This is a genomic window from Promicromonospora sp. NFX87 (genome assembly GCF_048564965.1).
GTDB lineage: Bacteria > Actinomycetota > Actinomycetes > Actinomycetales > Cellulomonadaceae > Promicromonospora.
Genome location: NZ_CP183413.1, coordinates 6291474 through 6309374, shown reverse-complemented (window position 1 = coordinate 6309374; position 17901 = coordinate 6291474). Strand labels below are relative to the sequence as shown.

The following is a 17901-nucleotide window of genomic DNA, read 5'->3' as shown; positions in this document are numbered from 1 at the left end:
AACCGTTGGTCGAGCTTGTCGAGACCCCCGCCGGCCGCCCCCTACCCCTCGTCCAGCTCCACCACCAACCGCCGAGTTGCGACCTGTCGATACGCGTCCTCGACGATCGCCGCGATCTCGTCCCAGTCGACATCGACGTCGAGCCGCACCCCCAACCACCCACGCACCCCGACGTATGGCGGCCGGTAGAACCGGTCCGGTTCCTTCTCGATCGCTTCTTCCTGAGCGCCGGGCGCGGCCGCGCACCAGATCGCGGGCGGACCCCCGTGCCCGTGATCAGAGAAGCTCACGAAGGTCTTCTTCACGAACCAGGTAGGTGAGCCGTGGCTCAGCTTCTCGGTCACCTCGGGCAGAGCGAGGCAGATCTCGCGTACACGATCGAGCGGCTCGGTCACCAATGGACCTCCGTCGTCTCGTGGCGGGCGCTGTCCCGTCCCATCATCCTCTGACCGGTACCTTTACCCCGTGGCAGACCTGATCAGCGCTATCGCCGCCCTCCTGTGGCCCCTGCTCGTGATCGTCGTACTGCTGGTCTTCGGACGGCAGCTCCTGTCGAAGCTGAGAAACTCCGACGACGTGACGCTCGAGTTCGGCGGACAGAAGCTCAACTTCAAGCAGGCGACCGACCAGCAGTCGGACATGATCACCGACCTGCAACGCGAGGTGGCATCGCTGAAGCGACGGCTGGACCACGCGGCCACTGTTCCCGGGGAAACTACGTCCCGGCCAGGGGAGCGAACCCCGCCGGGCTACGCCTTGCCGGATCCCGAAGCGGAAGCCGCTGAAGACTCCGAAGGCGCTGTGTGGGGGCACGACGACACCTCTTGGATGCTGGAGGAACAGGAGCGCCGGATCTCGTTGCCGACCAGCCCCGCGCTCCGCTCGATCCTCTGGGTCGACGACCACCCAGAGAACAACGCGGTCCTCGCCGACTCCTGGCGGCGCGATGGCGCACACGTCGAGATCGCGCGCTCGACCAGCGAGGCGCTGCAGCTGCTCGAGCGCCATGCATACGGCCTGATCATCTCGGACATGGGGCGTCAGGAGGCGGGCGTAGACGTCCCGGACGCCGGGCTACGTCTGCTGACGAAGTTCCGGACGACCGATCCGGTGACGCCGTTTGTGCTCTACGGCAACGTCGGGCCCTTCGCGGTAACCGCGAAGGCGGCCGGCGCGACCATGGTGACGGGCTCGACGTTCGAGCTGATGGAGTTCGCGAGCAGCTTGGGGATGCTCGACCAGGTGTGAGGCCACGCGTTGGCCGGACCCAGCTCCGCTCGTCGAGCTCGTCGAGACCCCTACTTCCGCGTCGCCGCCAACGCCCACGCGACAAGAACCGGCTGGCCAATAAGCCGGAGCGCACGCTTGCGATCGGTGTCCAGGCCGAACCCGTCCCGATGCTCCACAAGCTGAGCGATATTTCCCGGGAACACTGCGACGAAGAATGCCGCCACCAACGCCCCGAGCCGACGTCGGAGGGGCTGCTTCCAAGTGGCCACTAGCGCGGCACCAAGGCCGATCTCGACAATCCCCGATCCGACCACGACGGTGTCAGGATCGACTGGCACCCAGGCCGGGACCTGGGCTTGGAATTCCTTACGCGCCTTGGTGAGGTGTCCGACGCCGGCCGTGAGAAGGACGGCGCCTAGGGCTACTTGGCCAATACCGCGGATGACGGTGCGGGTGGTTTCCATAGGGCCCATCTTGTGCCTTAGTAACGCCGTTCGGCGCCCCCGCCAGGCTCTCACGCCCAAATTGAATGGAGGTCGTGTGGACGACCTGCCGATTTGCGGCGCGGCTCACCCACCAGATCTGTTGTGCACCGCCACTGGCTCCGGATTCCCAGCGATCTTGGTTTCCAGTGCGCGGGGTGTTTCTAGGTCTGCTTCAACTGCCCGGCGACGGCAGCTCCATGTGCCTCAAGATGTGGAGGCGGTGCCCCTCCGCACCAGGAGTTTGGCTCAGTACAGGGGCGTCACAGAAATTTCCGATCGGCTACAGGTCAAGCGCCAGCTAGACAGGCACTATCGGCCGACGAGTGCCTGTAGCTCGCCAATCCGGATCTGGGTGCTGTTGCTCTGCCCCGGGACCTCGATTTGACCAGACTGGCCGCCGCCTTGCCATTCGACGGACCAGTACGCCGTGCCGGTCAGGGTGAGGTCGCCCGGAGTGCTGTTGAGCTCCGGCCCGAACCCACAGGTGGGCGACGGTTCCGCACTGTTACGGCCGTCATAGGGCGTGCCTGGGGCGTTGACCCCATCGCAGGTGATGGAACCGCGTGTGGTGCCGCTCGCGTCGGTGAGGGTCCACTCGACACGATCAAGCGTGCCCGTGGCACTGACAGTTAGTCCACCGTCACGCTCGGAGCGCGTAATCGGGCCGACAGTGTTCTCCGCGCGATTAGCGATCCACAGCCAGATGGGGAGTCCGATGGCACCCACTGATCCGGGATCGGCTGTGGACGGCGGCGGGGTGGATCCAACCTCTCCCATGGTGAGTTGCATCTGGGCGACGGCCCGGCGGGCGAGTTCCTCTGCCGAAGGCCCTGCTTGGGCTGGCGGTCCGGGAGCCCAGTCCAGCGTTGCACCTGGACACGGATCTGGCCCACCAACGCAATCGAAGGGGCTACATTCCACAATCACACCGTCTGTGTGGTCGCCCCAGACGTCCTTGTGCACATTTGGATCGTCCGTAGCCACGCGTACATAGCAATAACCATCCCAGGCACCGAACTCACTTGAGCATGGGATATCCCGTCCTTCGAGCTCACAAGTTCGAGGGCCTTCGCCATCTCCCTCATCACCACCGCCACCACCAGGATTTCCGCCACCACCGTCTTCCTCACATATCGTTTTAACGGTGCCGTCCGGTTGCAGAACTTCACGGCATTCCGCCGCAGCGGACGATATATCGACCGATAGAACGGTGAGGAGCGAGAGCATTGCCGCTAAAGCCACCCGGTAGGTCCAGGCGCTGCGGTCGACTATTGTCAACATGCCCGCTCCACTTGTCGGTCCTCAGCATCGATAGCCCAACCTCGGTCGCTGCCGTGATGCCGCATCTCATACAGGAGGTAGTAGCGCGTTGGAACACCAGACTGTCGCTTGATTTCTTCGCCGCTCTTTTCGAATGTTCGGACCTCAGAAAAATCAACGCATACCTCGAAGTTAACGCGCTCATAATTAGGTTCTGGCGCGCGATACCCAGTAGTTATAGCTGACTCGATTCGAGCAGCACCCGTCGTATATTGGCCGGCACCCAAGCTCTGCTCATAGGCAACTCCCATGGAGTCACGGATCTCAAAACTCCCCCAAAACGGGACGAGCTTTCGCTCCCAGTCCTGATATCCGTTGTTTGCTACCGACGCCGTCGTCTCGTAGTACTCAACGAGGCGCGCCTTCGCGTCTGCGATGTTCTTTGCCTTGATCTGCGCTGGCGTCGTCGGCTCGGGTGAGGCCGTCGGGGACGGCGACGTCGATGGGCTCCGTGACGCCGAGACCGATGCCGAGGGTGACGACGAGCCCGGGCCGGGGATCGCGCCTTGGACCGTCTCCGGCTCGAACACTCCTGAGCGCACGACCGCGAACCCGGCTACCGCAACGACTGCGACTCCGATGAGGATGGCGATGGTGCGCGTAGGCGTGATGGCGGACGAGACCATCCGGCGACTCCCTCAACTTCGGGCAGAACTCAGTGAACACGGCCGTAGCAAGAGTGCGCTATATCCGTCTTCCCGGCAAGGTGCTTCCGTGATAATTCACAACATCCGGCCAACATAGGACATGGGCAGCCCAGGAACTCGTCATGAGGCGCCTATGTCTGCGCGCAGACTCATATGTCTTCGTTGCGCATATGCAACCCGGGTGGCGGATGCTGGAATGCCTCTACAGGCTTGGGCTATGAGCGATTTCACCAGGCCCGATGCCGAGCACCGCCCCGATCGCGGCGACAAGATCGAAGGGAGCGGTTCGTGAGCTTCTTCCAGCGCACCGAGGACTTCCAGCCTGAAGGATTCGAGGACGTGGTGGGTGAGCTCGTCGACTCGATCCGACGTTCGTTCACCGGAATCGTGGTGGATCACCTCGAGGACCTGCTGGCCACCCCGGATCGCCACATGTGCCTGGTCGACCGCCACGTGAGTCTCACGGAGGACGACCGGGACTACACGGTCGACCTGCTGCTCTTTCACGTGACTCAGATGCGCTACATCGCTATCCAGGTCCAGGCCGGCCGGTTCGATCCAGCCCTCGTCGCCCGTACCCGTTACACGCTCGACCTAGTGGATGACCTGGTTCGTGTGCCCGACGTTCACGGCCCAACGGTTGGCGTCCTGCTCTGTACCGATGCTGCGGCTGACCAGCAGCCTGGGCCCGTCGCGATCATGCTCTACGACGGCGTGGCTGCCGCTGAACAGGCCGAACTCCCACTCTCGTTGGAGCTCACCGCGCTCATCGACCGCTGCCTCGACACGACCGGATCCCGGCCCTCGACGTCATGAGAATGCACGACACTGAAGACCTTGTGGTCCGACGCTAAGGTCAGCCGCCGTACAGGTCTTCCACCAGTCGCGCCCTCGCCTCAAGGATCTCCAAGCTGCCTGACGACGATACGGTCGTCCCCTCTCCCGCCACGTCGTACCAGGTCGGCTCACCGGCCAATCGGAACTGACCGTGCCAGGTGGTGGTGAGAGAGATGATCGCTTCGCCCGTCTTCGCGTAGGCGTGGGCGACCGTATGCGCTGGGTAGGGCGCGCCGGGGTCGCTGGTCACCAAGGGCGCCGATCCGTCGCCGAAGTCCCATGAGTAGTTGCTCGGGACCGCCCGGATTTCTACGGGTATGCCGAACAGACTGGTGCTCATTGTGCGGGGTTGGCTCTCGGTGAAGGCGATCGTGTCGACGTTGACGAGGGTCCAACCGTCCGGTGGCTGCACGTTCACCTCGGACGGTGCGATCTGCATCTCCTGGAACGCCTTCGCCGCGGCAGCCGGGATGTCTATCTGCTGGCGGCGTTCGGCCAGGCAGGACTCGTCCTCGACCAGTGCGGCATCTGACCAGCCGTTCGCTTCGCGTCGCTGCTCGAAAAGGGCGCCGACCGCATGTTCATCGTCCTCGCACTCAATCCCGGCGTAGGCGAGCTGGTGGCCCTCGTCGCAAGATTCGGCGAGCGCGGTAGCACCTCCGAGATCGCGGAGAAAGCACATAGCCGGAGTGACACGCCATTGGCGGACGGGCGGGTCATTCGGTACCGATCCCCCACTGCGGCCCTTCCCGACTTGAAGGCCTCGATCACCCGACCGGGCGATCGCTTCAACCGAAATTCGGTCGTACTCCGAGGTGCCGCTGAAGGTCGGCTGCTCTTCGGGCTGGACAACGGACAAGGCTAAGGCGACTACTAGACTCACCGCAGTTGTGGCACTCACGATTCTGGCCTCGGTGCGATCGCGACGACAACCCAGCGACCATCCTTCTGGGCAACCTCAACTCGGTGTGCTGAGGTCTGTGGTTCGGCGGAAGCAACTGCAGAGCCTGCCGGATCTAGCGTCGTAGATGCTTCCTGGGTCACCTCGACGTCCAGCGGGTAGATTCCCGTCAAGTCGTCACGAAGGTACTGGTCGAGAACCTTCACCTCAGTTGTTCCGCCTACGAAACGCTGGTCACGATCCTGGATCCGAGCCGTATCTCTCAGCGCTTGTTCGCAGAACCCACAAGCCCGGTGCGACATCGCCTCGAACTCCTCGGTATCCCCCGTCGCCATCACGTACGGGTAGAGCTCGATGAAGTACTCCGCGGCAGCAGCAGCTCCCTCTGCGTCGTCGCGCTCCATCGCTTCCGGCCGCTCCGGCTTGGTCGGCACAGACGGAGAGGGGCTCGCAGACGCGGTAGGCGTCGGATCGCCGGTTGGACCGGTACTCACCTCAGGGTCCGGAGCCGCACCCATGCAAGCGGACAAGGCCAGCCCAGCCGCCAAAACCAGCCCCGCAATACGCATCGCCGCGCCATCCATCCGCGTCCCCCTGCCACTCACGCCCCACCGTTGCATATCCGCAACGGCCAAGAATGACGCTAGCTCGGACGACGAGATCCGGAAAGTGGGTGCTGTGGATAACCGAGGTCGAGCCTGTCGAGACGGGTCTCGACAGGCTCGACCAACGACAGGGGCGGGTTAGCCCCGAGCGCTCCGGCCCGCGTCAGCTTCCCGGCGGCGGTCCTGCTCGTCCACCTGCGCCAGCAACTCCTCGGTGTCCGGCTCGGGCTCCATGGCGAGCTGCTCCAGGTGGTCGCGCAGGCGGTCGACGAGCCGGCCCACCGCGTCCCGTCGTCCAGAGGCGATCTCCGCGCGGATACCGTTGCGCCACGACCGCTCGTCCACGGGGTCGGCGAGCCGCCCCACCTGCGACGCGTGCCGTGCCATCGCCACGTCGCCGGCGAGCAGCGCGCGGCGCGCGACCTCGTGCGACACGTCCACGACGCCCGACGAGATCGTGTGCATCAGCTGCTCCGCCCACACGTACTTGCGCAGCGCCACACCCTCGAACGGCCGGCCGCGCACCAGGTCGAGGGCGGCCAGGAGGTCCGGCGTCGGGGTCTGCGTCAGGTCTGGACCGACCAGGTCGCAGAAGGAGTGCCAGTCCGTCCTGACCCCACGCAGCCGGTAGCCGGCGGACTCGAGGTCGGCCTGACCGCCGTCGTCGGCGGACCAGTAGCGCGGCAGGTACTCGAAGCCGTTGGCGTCCGTCCCGAGCCAGCGCCGCGCCCGCGAGACCGCGGAACGCCGGGTCGCGAGGTTGGGCTCGCGCGACGGCCACAGCGCCTTCGAGATGTCCGACCCGCGCGAACCAGGGTTGAACGCCAGGAACGCGATCAGTTCCGTGGCCTGCCGCTGGTGGGTGGACGGCAGCTCGACGCCCGTCGTACCGGCGAGCTCGACGGTGCCGAGCACCCGCACGACCGGAGCTTGGAGAACCTCGGTCTCGACCGGCTCGACCAAAGAACCAGGCTCGATCAACGAACCAGGCTCGACCCGCGAGACAACCTCGACCCGCGACTGCGGATCCGCGACGACCGGTGTACCCAGCGGCGGCGTCGCGACGCTCACCGCTGCCGTCGCCCACGGCGAGAACGTCTCGGTCTGCCCGGACGCCGAACCGCCGCCTCCGCTACCCGTCCCGAAACCGGGCGCCGGCGCGTGCCCGGCCCCCTCACCGACCGCGACGTCTGAATCCGCGGCACCGGCGCGGACAACATCCATCGGGATCTCCTCCAACGTCGGTTCGGTGCGGTCGATCGAACGGCTCCAGGTGGGGCCGGGTGCGGTCTCGGGATCGGCCAACAAGGCCAGGGCTTGTGCGTAGGTGGCGGCATCGAGCTGCTGTGGACGCACCGCGATGTAGGCGGGCATGAGGATGCCGCGAGTGGTGTCGCCGTTGGTGAGCTCGCCCGTGAGGTCGAGCGCCCAGTCGCCGACCTCGGCACTGGACGTCACGGCCGCGATGCCCACACCGGGCACTCGCTCCACCAGGCTCTCGAGCTTGGCGCGCTCGACCAGGCCGAGCCGCTCCCCCACCAGCAGGATCTCGGGTGTCCAGGCGTCCGTCGCCAGTCCGCGACCGCGCGCCTCGGCGACAGACCCTGCGCCCACCTGGGCGAGCGTCCGGTCGACGTCGGCCGCGCGGGCCTCCAGCTCGCGGATGATGCCCGCGAGGCTGGGGACGTGCCGGACCCGGCCCGTGTCGACGACGCCAGGCAGCTCGCCGAGCGTGCCGACCACTGTGACCTGCAGGTCGTCGGCCCAGAGGCTCGTCGCCAGCTCGACCGCGAGCGCCGCGAGCGTCGCCTGTGCCGCGGCGTCGGTGCCACGGATGTCGAGGCATGCGAGGTGCTCGAGGTCGAGCATGAGGTGCGTGTTCTCGTCGTCGTGGCCGACGGTGACGAGGGCCGGATAGGGCGCCTCGCCGGCGTCAGCCACGGCGGTCGAGGTCCGCGGCTCTCGCGAATCGACCCGTGCCGCCGCATCCGCGTCGCCTGCCGCGAGCTGCCAGACGAACCGGTCGGTGGTGCCGGCCCAGGGTTCGGGCAGGTCGGCGGCTCGATCGAGGTGGAGCTCGACGAACTCGCCGCTCTTCAGGCGTGCGACGCGTACGCCTGGAAGCGGGAGGCCGCGTTCGCGGTGCCACCTCGCGAGGCTCCGCAGCGCGCTGTCGACCTGGCTGCGCCCGAACGGGTCCTCGACGGTGCGGAGGTCACGTTCGAGCGCGCCTGCCGGCGTGTCCGGTCCGGGTACGACGACGGTCTCACCGGGCGTACGGCCCTTGTGCACGCGGCGGCGCTTCACGGCGACGAGCGCGATGAGCCCCGCGGCGAGCAGCCCGCCGACTCCGGCCACCGTGCGGATGTCCACGGTTTCGTCGATGTCGTCGACGACGTCGGACACGGCGTCGGACGCCGAGTCGAGCGGCGACGTGCCGCCGGCGGTGACGATGGCCGCTGCTCCGGCTGACGCCGTGGGCCGCGCGGTGGTGGCTCCGGCCACGTCAACGGTCGCCGAAGCCGACACCGGCGGCGCCGTCTCCACGGCGACCTCAGGTGCGTAGTCCCCGGCGACGGGTTCGTCACCGGTGAGCTCGTCGGGCAGTACCTCCTCGGTGACGGCGTCGCCGACCGAGGTCTCGCTCACGTCGGAGTCCGGTACGGGGGCGGCCTCTTCGGCCGGGCCGTCGGTGTCGGTCTCGGCTGTCCGCTTGTCATCCGACGTCGGATCGCTGCCCGTGGTGTCGTTGCCCGACGCCGCCTCGGCGGCCGAGGGCTCCTCCTGCGGCATGAGCTCGTCGGCGATCAGGCCGTCGCCGAGCGTCGTGTCCCCCGGCGTCCGGTTCTGCGGCGCCGACTCGTCCGGCTCGAGAAGGTCGTCGTTCCGGAGGTCCTCGGGTGTCACCTCGTCGAACTGAGGCCCGGTCTCCTCCTTACCCGCGGGCGGAGCCTGCGGGACGAGGTTTCCCTCCGCGGTCTCCTCCGGAGCAGGCTCCCTGGTTTCGGGGCCGCGGAGACCGGCGGCGCCGGTCCCTGCGTCCGCAGGGTCGGGCGTGCCCGTAGCTTCCGAACCGCTCTGGTCGTCGCCCTGCCCAGCACCTTCCTGCTCCGCGCCGGGCTCCTTGGGTCCCGCGTTCTGGCCGGCGCGGTTCGGCTCCGTGGCAGCTGGGGCCTCACCGGCTGGCTGCTCGTCCGAGGGCTGCCCCCCGCCCGGCTCCACGACGTCGTTCCCCGCACCGCCCGGCTCCTGGATGTCCTCCGGCTCGACCTCCACGGCGCCCTCAGGCGTCACCTCGGTATCCGGTACGGCCTGCTCCGACTGCTCCGGATCGGGCTGAACCGGCGCGGGCGGGGCCGACTTCTGTGCTCGCCCGGCCGCCCCGGCCGCGGACTCCACGCCCGGTCCATCGCTGCTCGACTCATCAGCGCCGGCGTCCTCCGGTGCCGACTCCGCGGGCCCGGCGGACTCGCTCGGCTCGTCGGCCCCGGTGTCGGCGCCCTGATCGGCGGGCTGCTCGGCCTCGTCGGCCGGCTCGTCCCCCTGCTCCTCGGTATCCGGCGAGGGCTGTGCCGCGTCGTCGGCCCGGTCGTCCTCGGCTCCGGTGTCCCCCGTGGACTCCCCCGCACCCGGGACCGTGACGGTCCAGCCGGGATATATGAGGTCGGGGTCGGTGAGCCGGGCCCCTCCTGGCTGCTCGGTGTCCCGGGAGGCCTCGTAGACCTCCGGATACTTGGTCCCGTCGCCGAGCTCCTCCTCGGCGATGCCCCAGAGCGTGTCGCCCGGCTCGACGACGACCTCTACGGCCTCGGCGCCCCGGTTGCGCACATCGACGGTGTCCTGCGGGTCGCTCGACCCGGCCGGTTCGGCGGTGTCACCGTGAGTGCTCTTCGACGGCGCGAGGCCGACCGGCTCGGCGCCACCGGCGTCCTCGCCGTCACCGGGCTGGCCGACCGAGGTCGCCGCGACCCCTACGTCGACGGACGCCGGAAGCTTCAGCACCCACCCCGGCTCGATCCAGTTCCCGGCGTCGAGCGCGTTGCCGTCGGCCTGGCGGACGCCGTAGTTGAGGTCGGCGATCTGCTTGAACAGGGCGCCGTCGCCGAGGGTGAGCTCGGCGATCCGCCACAGCGAGTCACCGGGCTGCACCGTGTAGGTGGCCGGCGGCGTCTCGTCGGCTCGGGCACGCTCATCGACCTTCTCGGCGGTGCCGGCAGCAACCTCGGCCACGGCACCGGGCGAGACCGGCGCGGACACGGCGGTCCCGGTCGCTCCTGTCTCGAGCGGCGCCGTCGCGGCCATTGCGGGCGCGACCGCCGGAGCCGCGACGAGCATCGTGATCACCGCGCCGACCAGCGCTGCCGCGGCACGCTGCTGCGTCCCGAGCCCGCGCACGTGCGGCGAACGCCGCCCGCGCAGCGCGGCGATCACCTCGACGACCACCGCGAGGGCGAACGTGAACCACGCGATCCAGCCGACGACCTTGACGAGCCCGATCAGCACGGAGCCGGTCACGTCGGGGCTGGACAGCATCGAGATGATCCGGTTGATGCTGACCGGTCCGGTCCACACCGGCCCGCCGAGTATCCACAGGCCGACCGGGATCCCGACGACGAGCGCGATCAGCAGCAACGCCGCGCCCAGTCCTCTGACCACGCGTACGCCCGTGCCTGACCGCGGTCCACCGGGCTCGCCCGTCACCGCACGACCCTGGACTGTCGAGGTGCTCATCAGGGTTCCTCCTGTCCTATCCCGCGGACTGCTCGCGCCTCGGCATCGGCCGTAACACTGAGCGAGCTGATTCCGATCAACGTGAGGAACGTGGTCTCGTAGGTGAGCTGGGTACCGACGTCGACGGTCGCACCGTTGACGGCGGTCACACCGCCCTGCACGCCCAGCGCGGCAAGAGTGTCGGCGGCGGCCTGGGTCGCGCGCGCGGGATCGATCTCAGGGGACAGACCCATCTGGGCGCGGTCGATCCGGATCTGCTGGGCGGCCGCTCGGGCCGCCTGGTCGGCGGCGTACTCGGCCTCGTCCTCGGCCTGCAGCCGGCCACCGCCGTCCACCACCAGGCCTATCGCGATGATGAGCGCGGGCACCATGCCGGCCGCGAGGATGTTGACCTCGCCCCGCTCGGCCCGCAAGCGACGTACCCACATCCGCCCGACCCCCCTGGTCATGACCGCCCCCGATAAGCGTCCAGCACCGATGTCCCGGTAGCACTGATGGTCCGTGATCCGGGCGCTCCCGGCAGCCCGAGATCGCGCAGCGGCACCACGCACTCCACCCGCACGGTGATCGTCCCGACGGTGCCGAGCGGCAGGTCGAACGCGTCGGTCGCCGGCGTGACCGACGTCGACGCGCAGCTCACCCCGGAGTTCATCAGGGTCGACGTCGCGGTCGACGTCGCCTGGGCGCCGGCCACGGCCGCCGTCCGGCTGATCGATGCCGCCCGCGCGGCCTCGTTCGCCGCTGACTGGACCACACCCTCGGCGAGCACCAGCCGCCCCGCCATCACGAGCAGCAGCCCGATGAGCAGCAGCATCGGGAAGACGACGACGGTGTTGATCGCGACGTTGCCACGCTCGGAGTGCCCGGGACTCATGGCCCCACCGCTCCGGAGGTGAACCGCTCCACCGGACCGGTGGCCGACTGCTCGATCTGAAACCCGAGGAACCCCGGCACTATCGACGGGGCCAGCCCCGTCACGGTCGCGGTGGCCATCTCTTCCCCACGTGTCACCAGCACATCGACCCTCGCGAACGCGTCGCGGCCACGAACGAGGCGTGCGGCAGCCTCCGCGTATCCCGAGTCGATGCTGCCACCCTCGACGCGAGCAGCCTGGACGGCCCCGTTGGCCACCGACTGGGCGGTGTTCTGCGCATGGAAATAGAGCACGCCCTGCACCATCCCGAAGATGAGCATCAGGACTATCGGGTACGTCAGGACGGTCTGGAGAGAGGTGGCACCGCGTTCGTCCATGCTCTACCCGCCGCCCTCGAGCTGCGCCATGTAGCGCCGGACCAGACCCTGGATCGCGGCGCCGAGTGCGACCGCGATGCCGAGGCCGATCACGGACAGCACCACCACCTCGATGGACTCCAGGCCGGCGTCGTCGGGCTCGCCGTCGCGTCCCGCCGCCAGCCGACGACGGAGCTCGGCCGAGCGCTCGGCGAAGCGGGTGTTGAGGGCGTCGACGCGACCACGCGCCGCTGCCGCGTGCAAGGACGCCCGTGCCGCGGCGCGCGACGCCGCCGACCGGCCCTGGCTCAGGTACTGGTTCATGGTGACTCCCGGGGGTGCTGTCGACTTCAACAAATGGGTAAGAAGCGGCTCGTGTGACACCGAGGGGGTGCCACGGGGGGAACCGGTTCAGGGCGCAGTCTGAAACATTGTGACCCCGATGGGAAATATAAGCATCAAAAAGTACACAAAAACTGTCATAGTCCCCGGCACGGTCATCCGCACGGTCGCGTCGTGGGCGAGCTGTTGCTCGACGTCGAGCTGCGCGTCGCGCATCGCCGCCGCCTTCGACTGGAGCTGGTCGTGGATGGCCGAACCCTGCGTGCCAGCGAGCTCCACGATGGAGGCGACCTCGCCGAGCGCGTCCACCTCGACCTCCTCGCCGAGCTCGCGCAGCGCCACCCACGGCGCCTGCCCCTCCCACCTGCTCCGTTCGAGCGCCGCGGCGATCCGCCGGAACGGCCAGGAACCGGCCACCTGTGCCGCGGCAAATGTCGCCTGCGTCGCGCCCGCGCCCGAGATGCGCTCGATCGCGAGCAGCTCGAGATAGGTCGACACCGCGCGGGAGAACTCCTGCCGGGCGCGCTTCGCCTTGCTCCGGGCGTCGAGGTCGGGCAGGAACCAGGCTCCGAGGGCGAACACGAGCGTCACGCCGAGCGGCACCGAGACGGGCATGCCCAGGTTCAGCATGCTCACGCACAGCCCGAGGAACGGCACCCCGACCAGCACGATCACCGTGCCGAGCGCCTTCTCGCCGTAATGGTCGGTGGCGGTCTTGCCGATGAGGTCGAGGTCCGAACGGGTGGGGCCCCAGCGGCCGAGCACCGAGACGGGCAGCCTGCGCTGCGCCCATGCCCCGAACGTCTGGGTGTACCGCTGGGTGGCGGTGAGCTCGCCGCCGTCGGACACCGTGATGGGCTCTACCTTGTCGTCGCCGCTCAGGCGGTCCAGCGCGGACTGGAGCCGCGGCGTCGACGGCAACAGCTCGCGCACCACGAGAAACAGGCCGAGCCCCGCGACGAGGCCGCTTCCCACTGCCCAGGGCCACATGTCAGGCCCCCCGCTCGTCGGGCAGGAACCGCGGGATCGGCTGGCCGAGGCTGATCCTGCGCATCCAGAGCAGGCAGATCACGTACGCGCAGAACAGGATCACCGCCACCACCTGGCCCAGCGGGGAGTCGTATCCGCGGAGGTACCCGGTCATCGCCGTGCCGGCCAGCACGACAAGGGTCACGATCGTCACCCAGCGCACCGTCGCGCGTCCGGTCGAGCGCTCCGTCTCGATCTCGCGCCGCGCCTTGGCCTGCGCCGAGAGGGACTCGGCGAGCTGCCGGAGCGCCGGTGCGACGGCACCCGTGCGGTTGTCCGACTCGAGGATCATCGCCGAGGCGATCATGTCCGCCGAGTAGTCGTCCATCTCGTCCGCCCACCGGTAGAGGGCGGGCTTGATGGGCTGGCGTGCCTCCAGGCGCGCCACGAGCCGGGCGAGCGAAGGACGCACGGACGGCGCAGCGCTGTGCAGGGTTGCCGCGATTCCCTGCTCCAACCCGACGGCTCCGCCGGACAGCACACCGATCAGCGATCGCACCCAGGCGGTCAAGTCGGTCAGCTTCTCCACCTCGTTGGACTGCGTGGTGGTACGGAACAGCGACGGCAGGCCCACGATCAGCGCCGGCACGATGAGGATGAGGGACCACCATCCGGTCGCTATCCCGATCACGAGGCCCACCACCGCGCCGATCCCGAGCAGCCTGCGCTGGGCATAGAGCGGACCGCCCTTGGTCAGGCCGAACAGCCGGAGCAGCCCGTGGAAGGGCGGCGTGGTCCGGACGGTCTTCGGCGTCGCCTCGTGCTTCTGCGAGCCGACGGCGACGAACCACAGCCCGAGGCCCAGGGCCAGGCCGACAACCACCGCGATGAGCGTGGTCATGGGTTCCCCCAGAGCCCGTCCCGGTAGTTCAGCAGACCCGCGTCGAAACCTTCTGCCTCCAGGTCGGCGAGGAACGACGGGGTTGTCTTGGGCACGGCGCGGCCGTTCGGGCCCGGCTCGAAGACGTCGGTGATCGCCACCGGGTTGCCGGCCTCGCCGCGCGTCACCTCGATCACCTCGGAGACGTACCGACGGCGGAGGCCGTCGGCCCCGACGTCGACCCGGAGGAAGACGATGAGGTCGACCGACTGCGCCACCTGCCGGTACGCGTACGTCTCGGAGAGCGTGGAGTCCTGCACGGCCATGCCGACCAGGCGTTCGACGACGTCGCGCGCGCCGTCGGCGTGCACCGTCGACAGCGAGCCGTTGCCCATCTGCATCGCCTGGAACATGGACACGATCTCGGGCCCGCGCACCTCGCCCACGATGATGCGCGAGATGTTGTGCCGCAGGGACTCGTACACGTTGACGTTCGTGTTGATCTCGCCCACACGACGGCCCGAGGTGTTCATCTCGCCGGAGCCCTCACGCGTGCGCAGGGCCACCACACGCTTGTGCTTCTCGGGCTCGAGGTGCAGGTAGAGCTCGTAGTCGGTCTCGATGGTGGCGATGGACTCCCAGGAGTCCAGGCCGGCACAGAGCGCTCGGAGCAGGGTCGTCTTGCCGGACCCCTGGCCCTGCCCGGAGACGACTATCGACTTGCGGGCCCGGACCGCGGCGGTCAGGAACTCGGCAAGCACCGTGTCGATGGTGTTGTTCCTGCGCAGCAGCTCGAGGTCCACCGACTGCAGTCGCTGCAGCCGGATGGTGACGCGCGGCCAGGGCACCACCCAGCCGACGGCGGCGAGCCGCACGCGACCGGGCAGGTCCAGGTTGAGGAACGGGTTGGCGCGCGTGAACGACCGCTCGTTCGCGGGGTCGCGCGCCGCGAGGAACTGCAGGAAGTCGATGAGCTCGGCGTCGGAGTCGGCGATGGGCTCCGCGTAGGCGCGGCGGCCGTCGCCCATCAGCATGAGCACGGGCGCGGTGCCCGTGATCTCGATGTTCTCCACGTCCGGGGTGTCGATGAGCGGCTGCAGCCGACCCAGCCGGAAGAGGGCGTCGAACAGCGCGCGCGTGACCTCTACCTGGTACTCCGGGGTCCAGTTGCGCTGGCCGCCGGAGAGCAGGGCGTCGTTGTGGTCGCGCACCACCTGCTGGATCAGCTCCTGGCCGAGCGCCTCGCGCTGCTCCTCGTCCAGCTCGCGCGTCGCGAGCGCCGTCGTGAGCCGTGCGGAGACCTCGCCGCGCAGGCTGTTGACCTGGCGCCAGAACTCGGAGTCGCGCAGCCGCGGGTTGCCGGGCTGGCCGTGATACTCCCGGCCGGCGCGGGCGACCGCCCCGACCCAGGGAGAGGCGCCGCCGCCGGACGAGGACAGGGCGCCGCCGTTCGTCGTCGAGGCTCCGGAACCTGTGGCGCGCGCGCCGCCCGCCGGTTCCGCGGGCGGGTTCCGGTACAGCGGCGGGGCCTGCCCGGGGCCGCCGTCGCCGGCGCGGGAGCGCTGGGGCAGGCCGGAGGCCTTACGGTCCGCCTCGCGGTTCTCCTCGTGGAAGATCGGCAGCGAGGAGAGGTCGGGAAACTCCGGGGCGGTCATGCGTGTCCCCCGCCGTCGCCGCGCCACGGCCCGCCGGCGTGCACGGCTTGCGGGCCGCCGTCGGCGTAGACGGGTGGGCGACGCGGGCCGGACCCACCGCCGCCGTCGTCGCGCGGGCCGGTGGCGAACCTTGCCCGCCGCTTCTCGACGCGCTCCTGGAGGCGCGAGATCACGGGCCCTGCCGACCGGACGAGCGGCGACGTCGAGTACTTGCGTCCTGCGGGCGACCCCACGGACAGCACCTCGGCGTTCACCGGGTCCCACGCGATCGAGCCCACGGTTCCGAGGCCGAGCGTGCGCGCGATCTCGTTCGCGTCGTACGGCCGGCCGGGCCCGACGGTCAGTGCGGTGAGGTTGGTGAGCTCCCGCGCGGCGGCGTCCACCACCGAGGTGCGGGACTTGACCAGCTCGCGCGTCACCGCGATGTCGGGCAGGCGTGAACCGGTGGTGATCAGTACCTGGTCAGCGAGCCGGACGAGTGGTTCGCGGTCCTCCCGCACGACGCCGCCCGTGCCGAGCCGTCCCAGGTCTACCAGGACGTCGATGCCGCCGCGTTCCAGCGAGACCAGCTGGTTGGCGAGCGGCCCCCAGAGGTTCGCGACGGCGGGGGCGGTGTGCGGGCTGACGATGCCGGGCAGCAGCTTCTTGTCCGGATCGTTTCGAACGAGAGGAATCGTCTGCCCCCAGAAGGAGGCTTCGAGGTCGCCGTGGGAGTGCGCGATCGCGAGCGGTTGCAGGCCGCGGTCGTGTGGCAGCTGGCCACGGAAGTATCCGGCGAGGATCGAGGATCCGGCCAGGTCTGCCTCCACGAGGAGCACCGGCCGGGGCCACTGGAGCGCCAGCACGAGGGCTGCCGTAGTGGTTCCCGGCGAACCCTTCGCGCTGGCGAGGGCGATGAGGGCCACGCGGATCACCCGGCCCCGACGGCGTCGATCACGATGGCCACGCGGCCGCTCGCGGCGCGGGCCGCGAGGTCCGCCGCGGTGGAGGACGTGACCTGCACGTCGACGACCGTCTGCTCACCGATGGCGATCGGCTGCGTCGAGACCACGGTGGCCGCGATCGCGAACGGTGCCCGGGCGGGCGGCTCGCCGCCGGTCGCGGGCGTCTCGACCACGCGCACGCTGTCGCCGGCCTTCAGGGCCTGGGTAGGCATCTGGTTGGGGGCGAGCGCGATGCCCACGATGGACTGCCCGGCCGGTGGCCGGAGCTCGGTCGCGACGCTGTCGGCCGTCAGGAGCTGACCTGCCTTGAGGTCGGCCGTGGCTACCTTGCCCGTCGTCATCTCGTCGATCTGGTCGGCGAGGACCGGCTTGAGCAGGGTCGACCCCGCCCCCACGGGCAGCTCGGCAACCCCGAGGTTCGCGGCCGTGACCGGGGCGCCCCGTGCGACGTCCTTCGTGATCGCCAGAACCTGGTAGGTCTGACCAAGGGTGCTGACCAGGTACACCGACCCGAGCACGCTCAGTGCCACGAGCGCGAGCCCGAGCGCGATGAGTGCCGGACGGCGGCGGGCGCGCGTCGGTTTGAGCGGCCCAGGGGGTGCGGGTCGCTGGGGTTTCGTCGCGGACCGGGCGTGCTGGTCCTGGTTCGCGACCTTCGTGCTACTGCTCACCGTGCCGTCTCCTCCGAGCCCGTCGGCGGAGTCCGCCTCGGGTTCCCCCGGTGCGGGACCCATCGAGGTTCCCATCCGTGCGCCTGTCTCCACCGTGCTCCCTGCCCCTGCTGGTCGAGGGCCTCCTGCGAGTGTCACGCGAGTGTCACCGCAGGTAATCCTCAACTACGCGGGCGGACCCGGCAGGTTGAACGCTAATCAGCGTTCCAGGTGACCGCTAGGTCAAGGAGACTTCAAAGTTGTGGAGATGGCTTGAATATTGAGTGACCTTGAAAGGATCTGCCGATTACGGGTCGATACCACGACTGTGGTGTTGACTCGGCAGGTCCGGCCATGAGAAGAGGGTCCCCCACTGCCTCGCCTGCGCAAAAACGGGCCGGGGTGAACTTTCGGACAGACCGAGAGGGCCCCGCTGGCGGTGGGGCCCTCTCGCGATGACATGAACTTCCGACAA

Annotated in this window: 18 protein-coding genes; 2 read left to right on the top strand and 16 right to left on the bottom strand. The window is 69.0% G+C overall.

All coding sequences use genetic code 11. The features are described 5' to 3' along the window. Positions 1–41: 41 nt before the first annotated feature. Positions 42–395 (bottom strand): MmcQ/YjbR family DNA-binding protein, encoded by a 354-nt coding sequence (locus ACNYC2_RS28230; RefSeq protein ID WP_419704906.1) that lies wholly within the window; start codon positions 393–395, stop codon positions 42–44. A 70-nt stretch (positions 396–465) separates the two neighbouring features. Here ACNYC2_RS28230 and ACNYC2_RS28225 point away from each other — a divergent pair, with 70 nt between their 5' ends. Next, positions 466–1248, top strand: a complete 783-nt coding sequence (locus ACNYC2_RS28225; protein WP_419704905.1) for a response regulator — start codon at positions 466–468, stop codon at positions 1246–1248. Between the two features lie 50 nt (positions 1249–1298). On the opposite strand, the gene ACNYC2_RS28220 is transcribed toward ACNYC2_RS28225, so the two are convergent. The 3 genes from ACNYC2_RS28220 to ACNYC2_RS28210 all read right to left on the bottom strand — a co-directional run bounded on the left by ACNYC2_RS28220 (position 1299) and on the right by ACNYC2_RS28210 (position 3661). Continuing rightward, a complete protein-coding gene (locus ACNYC2_RS28220) occupies positions 1299–1694 on the bottom strand; it encodes a MauE/DoxX family redox-associated membrane protein (RefSeq protein ID WP_419704904.1) in 396 nt (131 codons plus the stop codon). 330 nt (positions 1695–2024) lie between these two features. Continuing rightward, positions 2025–2996: a hypothetical protein gene (locus tag ACNYC2_RS28215; protein ID WP_419704903.1), complete on the bottom strand. Its 972-nt coding sequence runs from the start codon at positions 2994–2996 to the stop codon at positions 2025–2027. Next, positions 2990–3661 (bottom strand): hypothetical protein, encoded by a 672-nt coding sequence (locus ACNYC2_RS28210; RefSeq protein WP_419704902.1) that lies wholly within the window; start codon positions 3659–3661, stop codon positions 2990–2992. The genes ACNYC2_RS28215 and ACNYC2_RS28210 overlap by 7 nt, the downstream gene beginning before the upstream one ends. A gap of 309 nt (positions 3662–3970) precedes the next feature. On the opposite strand from ACNYC2_RS28210, the gene ACNYC2_RS28205 reads away from it, so the two are divergent. Next, positions 3971–4498 (top strand): PDDEXK nuclease domain-containing protein, encoded by a 528-nt coding sequence (locus ACNYC2_RS28205; protein WP_419704901.1) that lies wholly within the window; start codon positions 3971–3973, stop codon positions 4496–4498. 40 nt (positions 4499–4538) lie between these two features. Here ACNYC2_RS28205 and ACNYC2_RS28200 read toward each other — a convergent pair whose 3' ends face one another. From ACNYC2_RS28200 to ACNYC2_RS28145, 12 genes are all read right to left on the bottom strand, one after another. Further along, positions 4539–5201 carry a hypothetical protein gene (locus ACNYC2_RS28200; RefSeq protein WP_419704900.1) on the bottom strand — a complete coding sequence of 221 codons (663 nt, stop codon included), beginning with the start codon at positions 5199–5201 and terminating at the stop codon, positions 4539–4541. A gap of 215 nt (positions 5202–5416) precedes the next feature. After that, positions 5417–5938: a DUF6318 family protein gene (locus ACNYC2_RS28195; protein WP_419707920.1), complete on the bottom strand. Its 522-nt coding sequence runs from the start codon at positions 5936–5938 to the stop codon at positions 5417–5419. Positions 5939–6163: 225 nt separating this feature from the next. Continuing rightward, a complete protein-coding gene (locus ACNYC2_RS28190) occupies positions 6164–10756 on the bottom strand; it encodes a LysM peptidoglycan-binding domain-containing protein (protein WP_419704899.1) in 4593 nt (1530 codons plus the stop codon). Continuing rightward, positions 10756–11205 (bottom strand): pilus assembly protein TadG-related protein, encoded by a 450-nt coding sequence (locus ACNYC2_RS28185; protein ID WP_419704898.1) that lies wholly within the window; start codon positions 11203–11205, stop codon positions 10756–10758. Before ACNYC2_RS28185 ends, ACNYC2_RS28190 begins: the two co-directional genes overlap by 1 nt. Beyond that, complete coding sequence (locus ACNYC2_RS28180) at positions 11202–11630, bottom strand: TadE/TadG family type IV pilus assembly protein (RefSeq protein WP_419704897.1); 429 nt, start codon at positions 11628–11630, stop codon at positions 11202–11204. Before ACNYC2_RS28180 ends, ACNYC2_RS28185 begins: the two co-directional genes overlap by 4 nt. Further along, the gene (locus tag ACNYC2_RS28175; protein WP_419704896.1) at positions 11627–12007 is read right to left on the bottom strand and encodes a TadE family protein; all 381 of its coding nucleotides are present in this window, start codon (positions 12005–12007) and stop codon (positions 11627–11629) included. The genes ACNYC2_RS28180 and ACNYC2_RS28175 overlap by 4 nt, the downstream gene beginning before the upstream one ends. A gap of 3 nt (positions 12008–12010) precedes the next feature. Continuing rightward, a complete protein-coding gene (locus tag ACNYC2_RS28170; RefSeq protein WP_419704895.1) occupies positions 12011–12310 on the bottom strand; it encodes a hypothetical protein in 300 nt (99 codons plus the stop codon). A gap of 87 nt (positions 12311–12397) precedes the next feature. Continuing rightward, complete coding sequence (locus ACNYC2_RS28165; RefSeq protein WP_419704894.1) at positions 12398–13318, bottom strand: hypothetical protein; 921 nt, start codon at positions 13316–13318, stop codon at positions 12398–12400. A gap of 1 nt (position 13319) precedes the next feature. Further along, positions 13320–14198, bottom strand: coding sequence for a type II secretion system F family protein (locus ACNYC2_RS28160; RefSeq protein WP_419704893.1), 879 nt, complete (start codon positions 14196–14198; stop codon positions 13320–13322). Further along, positions 14195–15832, bottom strand: coding sequence for a CpaF family protein (locus tag ACNYC2_RS28155; protein WP_419704892.1), 1638 nt, complete (start codon positions 15830–15832; stop codon positions 14195–14197). Before ACNYC2_RS28155 ends, ACNYC2_RS28160 begins: the two co-directional genes overlap by 4 nt. After that, a complete protein-coding gene (locus ACNYC2_RS28150) occupies positions 15829–16737 on the bottom strand; it encodes a hypothetical protein (protein WP_419704891.1) in 909 nt (302 codons plus the stop codon). The genes ACNYC2_RS28155 and ACNYC2_RS28150 overlap by 4 nt, the downstream gene beginning before the upstream one ends. A gap of 5 nt (positions 16738–16742) precedes the next feature. Continuing rightward, positions 16743–17447, bottom strand: a complete 705-nt coding sequence (locus tag ACNYC2_RS28145) for a hypothetical protein (protein ID WP_419704890.1) — start codon at positions 17445–17447, stop codon at positions 16743–16745. Between the last annotated feature and the right edge of the window lie 454 nt (positions 17448–17901).